Annotated in this window: 14 protein-coding genes; 10 read left to right on the top strand and 4 right to left on the bottom strand. The window is 60.0% G+C overall.

Annotation, left to right across the window (positions count from 1 at the left end):
* Positions 1-344 precede the first annotated feature (344 nt).
* Both FCU66_RS19025 and FCU66_RS19020 read left to right on the top strand, forming a co-directional pair.
* Positions 345-2,102, top strand: coding sequence for a type I secretion system permease/ATPase (locus tag FCU66_RS19025; protein ID WP_168992107.1), 1,758 nt, complete (start codon positions 345-347; stop codon positions 2,100-2,102).
* Positions 2,099-3,445 carry an HlyD family type I secretion periplasmic adaptor subunit gene (locus FCU66_RS19020; RefSeq protein WP_136621160.1) on the top strand — a complete coding sequence of 449 codons (1,347 nt, stop codon included), beginning with the start codon at positions 2,099-2,101 and terminating at the stop codon, positions 3,443-3,445. Before FCU66_RS19025 ends, FCU66_RS19020 begins: the two co-directional genes overlap by 4 nt.
* A gap of 71 nt (positions 3,446-3,516) precedes the next feature.
* Here the strand turns inward: FCU66_RS19020 and FCU66_RS19015 are convergent, their stop codons facing one another.
* Together FCU66_RS19015 and FCU66_RS19010 are read right to left on the bottom strand one after the other, a co-directional pair.
* Positions 3,517-4,428: an MFS transporter gene (locus tag FCU66_RS19015; protein WP_168992106.1), complete on the bottom strand. Its 912-nt coding sequence runs from the start codon at positions 4,426-4,428 to the stop codon at positions 3,517-3,519.
* Positions 4,429-4,522: 94 nt separating this feature from the next.
* Positions 4,523-4,774, bottom strand: a complete 252-nt coding sequence (locus FCU66_RS19010) for an SDR family oxidoreductase (protein ID WP_246093948.1) — start codon at positions 4,772-4,774, stop codon at positions 4,523-4,525.
* A gap of 56 nt (positions 4,775-4,830) precedes the next feature.
* On the opposite strand from FCU66_RS19010, the gene FCU66_RS42815 reads away from it, so the two are divergent.
* On the top strand, positions 4,831-5,574 hold the full coding sequence (locus FCU66_RS42815; protein ID WP_136621158.1) for a peptidase dimerization domain-containing protein: 744 nt from the start codon (positions 4,831-4,833) through the stop codon (positions 5,572-5,574).
* On the opposite strand, the gene FCU66_RS19000 is transcribed toward FCU66_RS42815, so the two are convergent.
* A complete protein-coding gene (locus FCU66_RS19000) occupies positions 5,500-5,937 on the bottom strand; it encodes an Lrp/AsnC family transcriptional regulator (RefSeq protein WP_109670139.1) in 438 nt (145 codons plus the stop codon). The genes FCU66_RS42815 and FCU66_RS19000 overlap by 75 nt on opposite strands.
* A 132-nt stretch (positions 5,938-6,069) precedes the next feature.
* Here FCU66_RS19000 and rocF point away from each other — a divergent pair, with 132 nt between their 5' ends.
* Entirely contained in the window at positions 6,070-6,990 is a 921-nt protein-coding gene (gene rocF / locus FCU66_RS18995) for an arginase (protein ID WP_136621157.1), read from the top strand.
* Positions 6,991-6,993: 3 nt separating this feature from the next.
* On the top strand, positions 6,994-8,040 hold the full coding sequence (locus FCU66_RS18990) for an ornithine cyclodeaminase (protein ID WP_136621156.1): 1,047 nt from the start codon (positions 6,994-6,996) through the stop codon (positions 8,038-8,040).
* Between the two features lie 243 nt (positions 8,041-8,283).
* Here FCU66_RS18990 and FCU66_RS18980 read toward each other — a convergent pair whose 3' ends face one another.
* A complete protein-coding gene (locus FCU66_RS18980) occupies positions 8,284-9,681 on the bottom strand; it encodes an aminotransferase-like domain-containing protein (RefSeq protein WP_136621155.1) in 1,398 nt (465 codons plus the stop codon).
* Between the two features lie 118 nt (positions 9,682-9,799).
* On the opposite strand from FCU66_RS18980, the gene FCU66_RS18975 reads away from it, so the two are divergent.
* Genes FCU66_RS18975 through FCU66_RS18955 form a run of 5 tightly spaced genes read left to right on the top strand, consistent with a single transcriptional unit; the run spans position 9,800 to position 15,301 of the window.
* Entirely contained in the window at positions 9,800-11,119 is a 1,320-nt protein-coding gene (locus tag FCU66_RS18975; RefSeq protein ID WP_136621154.1) for a hydroxymethylglutaryl-CoA reductase, degradative, read from the top strand.
* Positions 11,120-11,136: 17 nt separating this feature from the next.
* Positions 11,137-12,486 carry a CaiB/BaiF CoA transferase family protein gene (locus tag FCU66_RS18970; protein WP_136621153.1) on the top strand — a complete coding sequence of 450 codons (1,350 nt, stop codon included), beginning with the start codon at positions 11,137-11,139 and terminating at the stop codon, positions 12,484-12,486.
* The gene (locus FCU66_RS18965) at positions 12,487-13,239 is read left to right on the top strand and encodes an enoyl-CoA hydratase/isomerase family protein (RefSeq protein ID WP_136621152.1); all 753 of its coding nucleotides are present in this window, start codon (positions 12,487-12,489) and stop codon (positions 13,237-13,239) included.
* A complete protein-coding gene (locus tag FCU66_RS18960; protein ID WP_136621151.1) occupies positions 13,236-14,264 on the top strand; it encodes an ABC transporter permease in 1,029 nt (342 codons plus the stop codon). Before FCU66_RS18965 ends, FCU66_RS18960 begins: the two co-directional genes overlap by 4 nt.
* Positions 14,265-14,296: 32 nt before the next feature.
* Entirely contained in the window at positions 14,297-15,301 is a 1,005-nt protein-coding gene (locus FCU66_RS18955) for a sugar ABC transporter substrate-binding protein (protein ID WP_136621150.1), read from the top strand.
* The last annotated feature ends 43 nt before the right edge of the window (positions 15,302-15,344 follow it).

Genomic DNA, 15,344 nt, shown 5'->3' with positions numbered 1-15,344 from the left:
CCTAGAAGTAGCGCGAGCTCAGTCAGCCCGGCAAGGAGGCAAAGGCGTCGCGGGCGAGTGCGGGAGCAGCTCCAGGGAGGACGGTTGGGATCCTCAAGACCCTAGCGTCATTGTCTCCGTGGCACCGACGTGATCGCAGCTCCTCTACGGGTGCTATCGCGACGTGATGCTCATGCTTTGTGATCTTCAGCAGAGTCGCAAGGGCTTCACCATGATGTGAGGCCTCAGCTGCGCTGGCTGTCTTCACCATGGCTATCAAAAGATGCGCAACCGATAGCATGACAACTCCGCATGATATATAAAACTTGTCTAATATGATCGCTTGTCCGAGGGGCAAGTTCGGGATGCCCAGTTATTCGAACAGAACGGTGCTATCGAGAAGCGTGGTCGAAATGGGCCTCTTCTCCGCGGTGATGAACACCCTGGTGTTAATTCTGCCCCTCTACATGCTGCAGGTATATGATCGGGTTTTGCCTGCAGCCAATCTGGACACTCTCACCTACCTGACCTTACTTGCGCTTTCGTCGCTCTTGCTCTTCGGAGTGCTCGAAGTCGTTCGGGGGATATATGCGAGCCGGCTCGCCGCGCGGCTCGATGTTGCGTTGGGTGGATCGTCTTTTCTCGCCGCAATGAGCGGCCCCCGCGCTGGGCTCGGCGATGTCCAGGCCTTGCGCGACTTGGCCACCCTGCGGGGGTTCATCGCTTCGCGAACCATTTTCTTTCTCTTCGACCTTCCTTTCGGGCCGATCTTCGTGGGCCTCCTCTATTTCATCCACCCATTGCTCTTCCTTGTAACGGTCGTCGGAGCGGTTCTCATGGTGTCCATCGCCGTGCTGAATCAGGTCGCGAGTTCGAGGCCCGGCAAGGAGGCGGCGGAGAATCTCAATGCCTCAATGAATTCGGCGCAGGCCTTCGCGCGAAACTTCGAAACGGTCCGTGCACTCGGCATGGTGTCCAACGCGATAGAGTTCTGGGGTGCCCGTTTTTCCGCCTCGCTGCACGCCTCGGATGGGCTCGCTCGCATCAACGCATTCTATGGCGGTGTGTCTCGCACCACGCGATCGGTACTGCAAATCGCGATACTAGGCGTCGGCGCTTATCTGGTTCTGCACAACGAGATGACCGCCGGGATGATATTTGCGTCCTCGATGATTTCCGCGCGCGCTTTGCAACCTCTTGATCAAATCGTTGGAAGTTGGCGGCAGATCACCGACGCCAATCTTGCATGGAAGAGGCTTTCGGCTTCCCGATCCGGATCGGGCGAGCAGGAAAACATAGCATTGCCGGCCCCTGAGGGAGCGTTGAGCGCGGATCAGATAGTTTATCATCTTCCTGGATCGGCCGACGGCGCGCTGCCGCTCATAAAGCGGGTGACCTTCGAGGTCCCCGCTGGAGAAACCGTCGCCATCGTCGGCCCAAGCCAGGCCGGAAAATCGACGCTGGCGCGGCTTATCGTCGGTGCCATTCAACCCCATTCTGGCGCGATCCGCATCGATGGCGGCGATATTCGAAACTGGAATCCCGAGCAGCTCGGCCATCATATTGGCTACCTTCCGCAGGATGTCGAACTCTTCCCAGGAACAATCGCCCAGAACATTTCGCGCTTTGAGCCCGATGCAGCCGACGAAAAGTTAGTCCGGGCGGCCCAGCAGGCGCAGGTGCATGAGCTCATCCTGGGGCAGAGGAACGGATACTCGACTGTGATCGGCCCCGCTGGCGTTCGTCTCTCAGGCGGGGAGCGTCAACGCATTGGCCTTGCGCGCGCCTTTTACGGCGATCCCAAGATCCTGGTGCTCGACGAGCCCAATGCAAATCTTGACACCTATGGCGAAGCCGCGCTCGAGCGTGCGATCATCCAGGCACGTTTACGAAAAACAACCGTGCTTGTCATCACCCACCGACCTTCCCTCGCAGCCAAATGCGATCGCATCCTCATGCTGCGAAATGGTCAAGTCGAGATCTACGGTTCGACCAAGGACGTGCTCAACAAACTTGCCGAGCGACAGGGCCAAGCCACATCGCCCGCAACCTCCCAGTCACGTGACAACGTAGGAGTGGTGCCTTTCCCGTCACCGACACGCGTGGAGATAGGTCGCCAATGACGGCTCCTAGCCAAACCATCCAGACGGGCGCCAAGACGTATCGCTGGCAACGCGACGTCGATACACGCACCGATCGGATCACGCTGGCGGGGTATGGAAGCGTGGCCGTTTTCTTGCTCGGCTTCGGATTCTGGGCAGCCACTGCACCGATTGCAGGAGCAACGATCGCGCCAGGGGTGGTAGCAGCAGCAGGGCAAAATGTCATGATCCAGCACCTCGAAGGAGGCGTGGTCAACAGCATCAAGGTCCGGGAGGGCGACAGGGTCTCAAGAGGCCAGGCCCTGATCGTGCTCGATCCGACGGTGGCGCAGTCCCAGCTCAACCGCGTTCTCAAGCAATGGGTTGCCCAAAAAGCTGACATTGCGCGGCTTGAGGCAGAGCGGGACGGCCTTGAGAAAATTGTCTTGTCCGGCGATCTCGGAGCCTATTCAGACGCTTCTGAATACAGCGATGTCTTCGGAGAGCAAAATAAGGAATTTCAGGCTCGGCTGGCGCGCTATGCCGCAGAACAGGGGATTCTGAAGCAAAGGGTAACGGCCCTCCAGGACGCGATTGTCGGGCTAAGGGCTCAAAAGAAGGCAGCGGAAAATCAAATCGCGATCGTCAGCGGGGAGACGGAGCGAAAAAAAGACCTGCTGGAAAAAGGACTCACAAATCGTTCAGAATACACCGATCTTCTGCGCAGCACCGCCGAGTTGGTAGGCCAGGCAGGGTCTCTGGAAGCGCAGATCGCTAGCTCGGCGACGCAGACTGTGGAAGCGCGTCAGCAGATTGAACGACTTACAACCAGCCGGGTCGAGGATGCCGTTACGGAATTGAACAAAGCACAGGCGCAGGTCGCGGATCTCGAGGAACAAATCAACGCTGGTCGATCGGTTCTGGACCGGACGACCATCCGGGCGCCGGTGGACGGCATCATCGTTAGATCGCTCTACAATTCCCAAGGCAGCGTCATCCGTGCTGGGGAGGTGGTAATGGAGCTTCTGCCGACCACGAACGAGTTCATTGTCGAGGCCAGGATAAAGCCCGAAGATATCGACTCAATCCGGGTGGGGCAGGACGCAAATATGATGTTCACGGCGCTCAACGCGCGTACGACGCCGAAAGTGCCCGGAAAGGTGTTCTACATTTCGGCGGACCGGCTGATCACACCCAGCACGGGACTGCCTTACTTCACCGTACGGCTTAAAATGGCCGACAAGTTACCGCCGCAGATCAAGCCCGAGCAGATCTATCCAGGCATGCCGGTCGAAACATTCATCTCAACCGGCGAGCGAACGTTTCTGGCTTATCTGACCAAGCCCCTGGTGGATTCGTTCCAGCGCGCCTTCCGGGAGAGGTAGGCCGGGCTGCTTCTCCTGGATATCGCAAGTTTCAGATGTGAAGCGGACGCCGGGCCAATCCGGCGCACGCTTCACGTTGGAGCTCTGTTGCCTTCTCCGTCAGACGAAGTGGAAGTCATCCGCTGGATTATATGCAACCACGGTCCGGCCAGTGCCGTCGTCGGTGAAGCTGTCGGCATCGTAAGCGCCGAGCAGGTTCCGAGGACGCCGAACGTGATTGCGAAAAGCGAGAGCGCAGTGCCGTTGACCAGGGCGTTGGGCGAACCGACAAGGTCGCGGGCGACCTGCCCGCCGAGCGACAGGATCAGCACGCCATGTGCGTAGGCCGTCGTCACCGCGATCGACGCAAGTGCGAACGCCGGCCGCAAACCGGATGGCAGCGACGGAAGCTGCGGACGCCAGCGGCTAGCGGCGTGACCGCTAACGTGACGAGGCAGGAACCAGGTCGCGGTAAACAGCAGGGCGATGAGAGCGAACAGGACCCAGAAGCTGAGATGGGTGGGCCACGGCGCGTATTGCGTCAACCCGCCGCCCAGCAACAGAGCCGCGGCCAAGCCAAAGGCCTGGGCGGCGGCTGTGATGGATGCTGCCCGCTTCGCCTGTCCCTCGGCACTAAATTCCAGTACCGCTGCCGTCGAAGGTCCGGCGGTCAGACCGACGCCAACGCCCATGAAGGCACGACCAGCGAAGAGCCAAAGCACGCTGGGCGCGACCGCGAACAAGAACACACCGGCGAGCGAAGCACCAAGTCCCAGCAGCATCGTCGTCCGGCGGCCGATATGGTCGGAGATGTCCCCGAAGAGGATAAGGATAGTGACGACGACAACGGGATAGATGGCGAATATGCCCGTCGTCACCGTATGGGTGAGGCGCCATTCCTCGGCATAGAGTTGATAGGCCATGGCCGGTGCGGCGCTGGTCCAAAGCGTATGGGCGACCACGCCCGCCGACACCCAGAAGCTCGCCTGTCGCCCAAGCGTCAAACGTCCGGACCGCCTTACGGGACGATTTGGTGACCTATCTCTTTGGACGACTGACCTCGACATCGGGTTCGCTCCTGGCGCTGGCCGAGAGACCTCAGAGCTTCGAGCCGCCATCGACCCGGACGGTATCGCCGGTGATCCAGCGCGCGTCGTCGGAGGCGAGGAAGGCAACGACACCGCCGATATCGTCCGGCTGGGCAAGACGCTTCAGCGACTGGATACCGAGCGCGTATGCCTGCCCTGCGTCCGTCTTGGCAAAGTTCGACATGTCGGTTGCAACGATGCCCGGCGCCACGGCGTTGACGCGGATGCCGCGCTCACCGAGCGCAGCGGCGAAGTACTTCACCAGTGTGGTCGATCACGCCCTTGGTTGCCGCATAGGCTGAAAGCGTCCCGACGGCGGTGTGGGCTCCCAGCAAGGGCGGCTTCGGCTATCGTTTCGACATTACCGGCAAGGCGGCGCATTCCGGTGTCAATTTCACTGAAGGCGCCAGCGCCATTGCCGAGCTGGCCCACAAGATCAACGCGCTGCATGCACTCACCAATGTCGAGGACGGCATGACGCTCAATGTCGGCCTTGTCGGCGGCGGCGTATCGGTCAACACGGTTGCGCCAATGGCCAGCGGCGAAGTGGATGTGCGGTTCGTCACCAACGCCCAGCGTGACGCTTTGATAGAGGCGATCGATGCCATCATGGCAACTTCGTCCGTATCGGGGACCAGCACGAAAGCCGTTCGCGACAGCGACTTCTTCCCACTCGTTCCGACACCGCAAAGCGAGGAATTGACCAGCCGTTATCGCAAGGACTATCGGCCTCGATATTGCTGGCGAGTTCACCGGTGGCTGTGCCGATTCCGGCTTTGCCGCAAGTGCCGGCGCGCCGACGATTTGCGGCGTCGGCCCGGTCGGCGGCAAGCCACATACGGAGGAAGAGTATATCGAAATCGCCACCCTTGCGCAGCGGGCACGGGTAGCGGCGCTTACCATTTGCGCCATGGCGCAATAGCGAAGGCCGCTTCCATCGACGCAGCGCCGAGGCAGACCCGCCGACCTCAATCCACGCAGCCGTGCCTAAAGACGAGCTTTTGTGCTGCGCGGCGTGGCCAGCAGCAGGCTCGTCTCGCTGCCCGTGATGCCGGGCACTAGGCGAATCCGGCGCAACACCGCATCGAACTCGGTGAGGGTTGCCGTGTTGAGCTCGACCACCAGATCCCAGCGGCCATTGGTCGTATGAATCGTAGCGACTTCCGCAAAGCCACCAAGGGCGCGGATCACCCGATCGGCGGCATGGCCTTCGATCTCGATCATCATGATGCCCCTGACAGCCGAGCTGATCGCTTCGGCGCGCAAGATGACCGTATAGCCGATGATCTCGCCGGACTGTTCAAGCCGCTCCATTCGCGAGCGTGCCGTGGCGCGCGACACGCCAAGATCCGCCGCCAGGTCGGAGATGCTCCGCCGCGCGCTGTGGCGCAGGAGCGTGATGAGTTTCTGGTCGAGAGAATCCACAATTGTCCAATATGGCAGCCTGATATCTCAAAACGATAACTCTTACTGCTGGTTTTGCCAATCAGCTCTATTCATTCTGCCGGCAGCATACGGTTCAACACCTCCTAGGCCTCATAGAAGGAGAGTGCTTGCATGAACTGCAACATATTGGGTGCGCCGGTGCAGGACGGCGCTGGCCGAATGGGCTGCGAAATGGGACCGAGCGCTTTGCGGACGGCGGGGCTGGTCGGCGCCCTCAGGGACCTTGGCCATGCGGTTGCTGATCTTGGCACCGTCGCGCCGACGCCGGTGCGCCCGATCGCCCATGGCAATTTGGCGCTGAAGGCGCTGCCGGAGATTTCAGCGTGGACAGCGGGCATCGCGGATGCAGCCTATGCCGCCAGCGCGGACGCCATGTCGATCTTTCTCGGCGGAGATCACTCCATCTCCGCTGGAACCCTGTCGGGACTGGCCCGTCGCGCGGCGCAGACCGGCAGGCCGCTATTCGTGCTGTGGCTCGACGCGCATCCCGATTTTCACACGCTCGACACCACCGCCAGCGGCAATTTGCATGGCGTGCCGCTTGCCTATGCCAGCGGCCAGCCGGGCTTCCACGGCTATTTTCCGGATTTGCCGGAGCGGATAGACCCGACCCGCATCTGCACATTGGGTATTCGCAGCGTCGATCCGGCCGAGCGGCAGGCGCTGCGCGCCGCGGGCGTCACCGTGCACGATATGCGCGCCATCGACGAACATGGCATCGCGCCGCTTCTGGGTGCCTTTCTGGACCGGGTGACGGTCGAGAATGGCCTGCTGCATGTCAGTCTCGATGTCGACTTCCTCGATCCGTCGATCGCTCCCGCGGTTGGCACGACCGTTCCGGGTGGAGCAACGTTTCGCGAAGCGCATCTGGTCATGGAGATGCTTTCGGACAGCGGCCTGGTCAGCAGTCTCGATCTGGTCGAACTCAACCCCTTTCTCGACGAGCGCGGCCGCACCGCCACACTCATGGTCGACCTGACGGCAAGCCTGATGGGCCGCCGTATCATGGACCGGCCGACCAGGAGCTTTTGATCGATGAACGCCAAGCTGAATATCGTTCCCTTCGTCAGCGTCGACCACATGATGAAGCTGGTGCTTGCCATCGGCGTCGATCGCTTCCTCACCGATCTCGCAGCCTATATCGAGGACGACTTCCGTCGCTGGGCACTGTTCGACAAGACCCCGCGCGTTGCCTCGCACAGCATTGACGGCGTGATCGAACTGATGCCGACGAGCGATGGTCGCCTCTATGGCTTCAAATACGTCAACGGTCATCCCAAGAACACGCGCGACGGCCGCCAGACCGTGACCGCCTTCGGCGTCCTGGCTGATGTCGGCAACGGCTATCCGATGCTGCTTTCCGAAATGACCATCCTGACCGCCCTACGCACGGCTGCCACTTCGGCGGTGGCCGCGAAATACCTTGCGCCGAAGTGTGCGGACAGCATGGCCATCATTGGCAATGGCGCCCAGTCGGAATTCCAGGCCCTCGCCTTCAAGGCGCTGCTCGGCGTCAATCGGCTGCGCCTCTACGACATCGATCCGGCGGCCACGCGCAAATGCGCGGATAATCTGGCGGGACTGGGGTTCGACATCACGTCCTGTGCTTCCGCGCATGCCGCCGTAGAGGGAGTGCATATCATCACCACGGTTACCGCCGACAAACAGTATGCGACGATCCTCACCGACAACATGGTGGGCAGCGGCGTCCACATCAACGCGGTCGGCGGCGACTGCCCGGGCAAGACGGAACTCCATCGTGACATCCTGCTGCGTTCGCAGATATTTGTCGAATACACTCCGCAGACACGCATCGAGGGTGAAATCCAGCAGCTCGATCCGGATCATCCCGTCGTCGAATTGTGGGAGGTGATGGCTGGAACGGCGGAGGGGCGCAGCGACAACCAGGCAGTGACGCTGTTCGATTCCGTTGGCTTCGCCACGGAGGATTTCTCCGCTCTGCGCTACGTGCGCGACCAACTCGCCAATACCGGCCTTTACGAGGAACTGGACCTCCTTGCCGATCCCGATGAGCCGCGTGACCTCTTTGGGATGCTTTTGCGCTCGGCAAAGCAACACTGAAACTGCTGTGCGGGCTGCCGCGCGTCGGCCACGCGATTTCTTTCGGCACTTCCAACAACAAGCTGAAGATGGTCGACTACAGCGGCGCGAACCGTCTGGGATTTTATCCGCAGGACTGCGCGGAGCCCTTCCGCGCGGCGGTCGAGGCGAGAACGTTCCGGATCCCAAGGCGCCATCGGTTCATTCGTAGCGGCACCAGTGTCATGTGGGCGCGCCGGGTACCTGTGGTGCTGGTGCCCGCAACTAGGAGAGTTTTCGCAGCAGAAAGTCGAAAAACCTTTCGTCATCCGCCCGTGACACATTTATGCGGATCCCGGCGGCCATTGGACTCTGTTTGTCGATGCAAAAGACGCTTCCAGGCGCTATGAAAATGCTCTCCTTGGCGCCCAGTCGGGCGAGTTCTATGTCGTCGATACCTTTGGGCAACATGAGATAGAGGTAGTAGCCGCCGCCGTTGCCGGCGAAGATCGAATGGCCATTTCGGCTGAGGGCCGAATGCACGCGAGTTGCTGCTGTCTCGATGCGTTGCGCGAGGCGCTTGAGGTGGCGATCATAGTGGCCTTCGGACGTCAGGCGGTGAAGGAGCCGTTCGACGTGACCGGAACTGTTCACTGTTGTCAGCATCTTCAGTTCCGCAAGCGCGGCGACTTTGTCAGCGCGGCCTGCGATATGGCCTGACCTCAGGCTGGCGGACAGGGTCTTCGAAAATGTGCCGATCGAAATCACGTGGTTGAGTTGGTCGAGCGTCGCAAGCCGATTGGGTGGAACCAGCGAGAGATCCGCAAAAGGGTCGTCCTCGATGATGGTGACGTTGTGCTTCGCCGCAACGGTGAGAATAGAGTGCGCGACAGACAGACTGATGGAACCGCCGGTTGGATTATGGCCAATTGACTGCGTGAAGAACAGTTTTGGCCGCTCCGCCGAAACCTTCTCCGCAAAGTCTTCGATATCTGGTCCGTCAGGCAGGCGCCGGACGCCAATAACCCGGACCTGCGCCAGTTTGAGCTTGGCGAAGAGAGGGTAATATCCGGGCTCATCAACGAGTACGACGTCGCCAGGTGCGAGGAACGCCCGAACGACAAGATCGAGCGCATGATTGGCACCGAACGTGAGCAGGATTTCCTTTTCAGTCGCTTGAATGTGTTGGTTTACCAGGCGTCGCGCAATCTGCTGCCGCAGAGGCGGAAAGCCCCAGGCGGACCCGTAAGCGTCCGCTCCCGGGGAAGGGCCACGACCGAACAACCCAAGATGACGCCTTATCTCGGACTCCTCGGTCCATGCCGGGGGCGGGCGGCCGTCACCAACTCGAATCTCGAAACTCTCCTCCAACTGAGCATTGAGAAGCGAAGCGATGTCGACGGCTTCCGATACGTGCTTTGGCCTCGTTCCGTTCGTTTGTGCAGTCTTGCTGACCGTGAATCCGGACCGTGCCTTCGGCGTCACATGACCGGATGCCGCCAATCTGTCGTAAGCTTCGACAATGGTGTTCTTCGACACGCCGTATTCGCGGGCTGCGTTCCTGATCGAAGGGAGCTTGCTTCCCGGCGCCCGGTTGCCCGCTGCAATATCCTGGACCAGCCGCGCTGCGACATTCTCCGCAAGAGTTTCACCGGATTTGCCGCTTGGATTTGTCGCCCTCAACGTCGCCTCCTATGGGTACAGATTCAGACAAATTCTTTGATCTGTACCTTTCGTGAGATGGTAACAATGATCATTCTTGTTTCAAGAAGAAAAATTACACATCGCGTGGGAGGCGCCTGTGACCGACACAGAAAACGGCGGAACGCGTCCCGCCATAAATTCGCGTATCGAGAACCTGCGTAATCTTTCACCAGCTGAGAGACTTGGCCGGGTGGGCGATGTCGTGTCGCTGACCGATGCAGAGCGCAAGGCCTTCGCTCCTGGCGGTCTGCCCATTATGCTTGCCGATGGCATGATAGAGAACGTGATCGGCACGTTCGAACTTCCGATCGGCGTGGCCACCAATTTTACGATCAACGGCCGAGACTACCTGATCCCGATGGCCGTCGAAGAGCCATCTGTTGTGGCAGCGGCGTCGTACATGGCCAGGCTTGCCCGCAAGAGTGGTGGCTTCTTCACCTCGAGCACCGGACCGATCATGCGGGCACAGGTGCAAGTTCTTGAAGTGCGCGACCCGCACGGCGCGCGGGCCCGCATCCTGAGGGAACGAGAGGCGATCATTGCTGCTGCAAATGTCAAGGACAAGGTCCTGATATCGCTTGGCGGAGGGTGCCGCGATGTCGAAGTCCACGTCTTTGATCAGACGGCTGCCGGCCCCATGGTTGTCGTTCACCTGATCGTCGATGTGCGTGACGCCATGGGCGCAAACACGGTCAATACAATGGCCGAAGCCGTAGCGCCGATGATCGAAGCGATAACCGGCGGCGTCGTGCGACTTCGCATTCTGTCCAACTTTGCCGATCTGCGCATCGCCCGCGCGATGGTTACAGTCGCCCCCGAGACGCTGCAGACCGAAGAGTACAAGGGTGATCGTATCGCCCGCGGCATTGTCGAAGCATGTGCCCTTGCCATCGTCGACCCCTACCGCGCCGCCACCCACAACAAGGGCATCATGAACGGTATCGATCCGATCGTGGTGGCCACTGGCAACGATTGGCGGGCCATAGAAGCGGGCGCGCATGTGTGGGCTTCGCGCTCAGGCCGCTACACTTCGTTGTCGACATGGGAAATCGATGCCAGGGGCCATCTTGTCGGTACTCTGGAAATGCCCATGGCTCTGGGCCTTGTGGGTGGTGCGACAAAGACCCATCCGGCAGCCCGTGCCGCCCTCAAGATCCTCGGCGTTGAGAGTGCCCAGGAACTTGCCGAGGTGGCGGTGGCAGTTGGGCTTTCGCAGAACATGGGGGCATTGCGTGCATTGGCCACCGAGGGCATCCAGCGAGGCCATATGGCGCTGCACGCGCGCAACATCGCAATTGTGGCCGGCGCAACCGGTGACGAGATCGACAGGGTAGCGTCGACGCTGTCTGCGAACCATGACGTGCGCGTCGATCGCGCCAAGGATGTACTTGAGCTGATCAGGGCGGAAAAGGTCTGAGATCATGCGGTACCGTGATGCTGAAAAATTACTTGCTGTCGGTCGGCGATGCGGCGGCCGGCAATGTTCATTGCGCGATCCAAAAATCCGGGCAGATATCTCCCAGGCTTGTTTTCCGGGAGAATGACGTGACCGAAACACTTCAAAATGACGCGATTCCAACACGGACGGGCCCCCTGAGCGGGTTGACTGTCCTCGACATCACACGTGTCGTCGCCGGCCCGTTCTGCTCGATGTTGCTGGCTGACCTTGGTGCGACCGTGATCAAGGTGGAGCATCCGGACGAACCGGACTACGCGCGTAGCTTCCCGCCTTTCGTCGGCGAAGAGGGAGAGGAACTCAGCGCATTTTTCTCGCAGTTCAACCGCAACAAGCTCGGAATTACGATCAATCTCAAATCCGCTGAAGGCAAGGTGCTTCTGAAAAAGCTCGTACGCCGGGCCGATGTGCTGGTCGAGAATTTTCGACCGGGAACCATGGACAAGCTGGGTCTCGGCTACGAAGTCCTCAAAGCCGAAAACCCCAAGCTGATCTATACCGCGATCAGCGGCTATGGTCGCAGCGGCCCAAACGCATCAAAGCCTGCCTATGACAACACCGGGCAGGCTTCAGGTGGGTTGTGGTCGATGAACGGCTATGCGGACAGGCCACCGGTTCGCGTGGGCACCATCATCGGCGACCTCGCGGCGTCCTTGTATGCTGCTATCGGCACTCTCGCCGCCCTGCGCGAGGCGGAAAAAAGCGGCCTCGGACAGGTGGTTGACGTCTCACAGCAGGACTCTGTGCTTACGCTGACGGAAAATGCCGTTGTTCGCTACACGGCAAAGAACGAGATCGCGTCACCACTCGGTAATGAACATCCCTTCGTGCGACCCTACGGCCAGTTTCCCTGCAAGGACGGCTACGTGTTCTTCGGAGGCTACACGGACAAGTTCTGGGCAATTACCTGCACTCTCTTCGGCGAGCCCGACAAGGCGTCCGACCCTACGATCGACACGATGGAGAAGCGCTTCGATCCGATAGTGGCGGAGACAAAGGTCAATCCGCTGCTTAACCGCTGGTTCAGCCGCTACACCAAGGCCGAACTGGAGGAAATTGCGGGCGACAAGATCCCGCTGAGCGCTATCAAGACCATTGCGGAAGTCGTCGAGGATCCGCACATCGCCGCGCGGAACATGATCGTCAAAGTTCCGATTGCCGGCAAACTTATCGGCATGTTTGGGCTGCCGATAAAGCTTTCGGGAGCGGTTGAGGCCGCTCCCCAATCGGCGCCCGCGCCAGGAGAGCACAATGAACTGATCCTTGGGAAATTGGCAGGCCTTTCTCCAGAGGAGCTGCATGCGCTCAAGGCCGGGGGAGCGATCTAGATGGGGATTGATCTTACCCAAGACGGTTACGTTGCCACTGTCCGGATCAATCGACCCGAGAAGCTCAATGCGCTGACCTTGGCCATGTATGAGGATCTGGGCCGCGCCTTCAAGGCCGCCAAGGATGATGATGCCATTCGGGCAGTCGTCCTGGCGGGCAGCGGCGAGCGCGCCTTTTGCGTCGGGGCCGACCTGAAGGAATCCATTCCGGCGCTTGCCGCGGATACTTTCGACATTTCCGCCTGGGACCCGGCCCATATCAAGTTCCCCGGGTTCTTCAAGCCGATCATAAGCGCGATCCGGGGCATGTGCTTTGGCGGTGGCTTCGAGATCATGCTCGCGACCGATATCCGGATTGTGTCGCATGACGCCATTTTCCAGCTGCCCGAAGCGACGCTCGGTTTTGTGCCTGCCGGCGGGACGCTGGTGCGTCTGGTCAGGCAGATCGGTTACGCCCATGCGATGGAGATCATGTTGACCGCGCGGCGTTTTACGGCGGCCGAGATGCTCGCCAAAGGCGTGGTCAATCAGGCGGTGGATAGCCAGGACGTCGAGCGTGTCGCTCTTGAAACAGCGCACCAGATTGCAAGCCTGAGCCCAACCGCCGTCCAGACGATCAAGGAAGCAGCACTCACATTGCAGGATCTGCCGCTGACAGAGGCGTTCCGCCAAGAAGCGATACTGGGACAGCGGACTTTCAGGAGCGACGATGCCAAGCGTGGCCTTGCTGCTTTCGCCGGAAAGGGGAAATGACCGTGTCAAGCACCCCTCAAAACCTGGCATCGAATGCCGCGCGCAAAGGCGTCCACCATCGCATCGGCGTGACGCAGGAGCTGATCGTGTTCCTCGTCTCGATCGCTCTCTTCGCCTATTTCTCGATCACGCTCGACAACTTTCTCAGCCGGGACAACATCCTAAATCTGATCCGAAATGTCGCCATGCTCGGGATGCTGAGCCTCGGCATGGCTGTCGTCGTGATCGGCCGCGGTGTGGATCTTTCGCTGGTCGCGGTGATGGCCGTGTCGTTGACGTTCTCGATTGTTCTCGCCAACCAGGGCTACGCCTTTTCAACGGCTTTGGTGCTCGGCCTTGCCTTCGTCATCGTCGTCGCGATCGTCATGGGCTTTCTGATTGCCTATGTCGAAATCCCCGCGATCTTCGCAACGCTTGCTGTTTCGGCGATCGTTTACGGACTGGGGCGCGGCGTGATCGCCACGCTCGATGTCAACAATGTGCCAGACAATCTGAACTGGTTCCTGTTTCTGGGGCGCGGTAGCTTTCTAGGCATCCCGATCCCGATCTGGCTTTTCGCAATGTGCGCCACCGCTCTCTATTTCTTTCTTCGCAGGACAGGATTCGGACGGTTCATCTACGCTATCGGCGACAACATCTCGACCGCACGGATCACGGGTATTCCCGTCAGGCCGGTCATCATTCTTCAATACGTGCTCTCGGGCGTGATGGCCTTCCTGGCCGGTTGCGTGACGGCGGCCTCCGTCGCCAGCATGAACATGAGGATGGTCAATTCGACACTCATCTACGACGTTCTGCTGGTGGTCATTCTGGGTGGCATCGGTCTCACTGGTGGACGAGGGGGTGTCCGCAACGTGCTGGTCGGCACGATTCTGATAGGCCTCCTGCTCAACGGTATGACGATCCTCGACATCTCTTACACCGTCCAGAACTTGGTCAAAAGCACGGTGCTGCTTGGCGCCTTGATCGTGGACGCACTCCTCAACCCTCGCGATGAACAGACGTCGCAGCAGGGAGATATCTGACGCTCAATATCATCCAACGGGAGGAAACCAACATGATGATAGCGAAGTATGCCGCGGCAGCGGTAGTGGCCGGCATTCTCTCATTTGGAGCTGCCCATGCGCAGGACGGCATGGTCGACGAATTGAGACAGCCGACGCTTGATTCACTCGCCGGCAAGAAGGTCGTCTTCGTGCCGATGTCCATGAGTTTCGATCTGCCGGAGGGGTGGGCGGCGATCATGCAAAAGGAGGCGAAGCGGCTGGGCTACACCCTCGATATCCGCGACGCCAACTGGAGCACGGATACCGGCACGCGTGCCTTGACCCAGGCGATCACCGAAAAGCCCGACGTCATCGTGGTGCAGAATTTCGACGTCGCGTCCTACGCACGCACGCTGAAGAAGGCCGAGGACTCGGGGATCAAGGTAATCCAGGTCAACATGAAGTCGAGTTACCAGACGGACGCCTTTGTAGGGGCGGACTGGTATGGCATCGGTCAGTATGCTGCCAATCGCATGATCGAGAAGTGCGGCAAGGCGAGCGGCAAAAGCGGCAAGATCGCGATCATCCAGGGGCCGGCGACAGCTGCGGCCAGCGTCTATCAGCTCAATGCGATCTCCGAGACGCTGAAGGGTCATGACGACATCAAGATCGTTTCCAGCCAGACCGGCGACTGGGATCAGTCGAAGGCGCGCGGTATCGCACAGACGGTGATCCAGCAGAATCCCGACCTGTGCGGCATCATCGGCTTTTGGGATGTGATGGACGCCGGAACGGGCGCCGCGATCCAGGAGTCCGGAAAGGATATCTATCTGATCACATCCGGTGGCGGCAACAAGACGGCATGCCAAGGGGTAGAAAACGGAACCTTCAAGGAGGTCATCTCCTACGACGTCGAAGGCCAGGGCCGCGATCTGAACAACGCGATCAAGGTGTTGCTGCAATCGAAAGAAGCAGCAGGCGCCGTGAAGTTCGCCCTGTATACGCCAAACAAGCTCATCAGCAAGGAAACGATGTCCACGAACAGCTGTTGGGATCTGGATCAGCTCAAAAAGTGATGTCCCATCAGGTCACCGCGTGCGAACCCGGTGACCTTTCCAT

The organism is Mesorhizobium norvegicum, from assembly GCF_004919685.1.
GTDB lineage: Bacteria > Pseudomonadota > Alphaproteobacteria > Rhizobiales > Rhizobiaceae > Mesorhizobium > Mesorhizobium norvegicum.
Note: the sequence above shows the minus strand (reverse complement) of the source record. Positions and strands in the feature narration are given on the sequence as shown.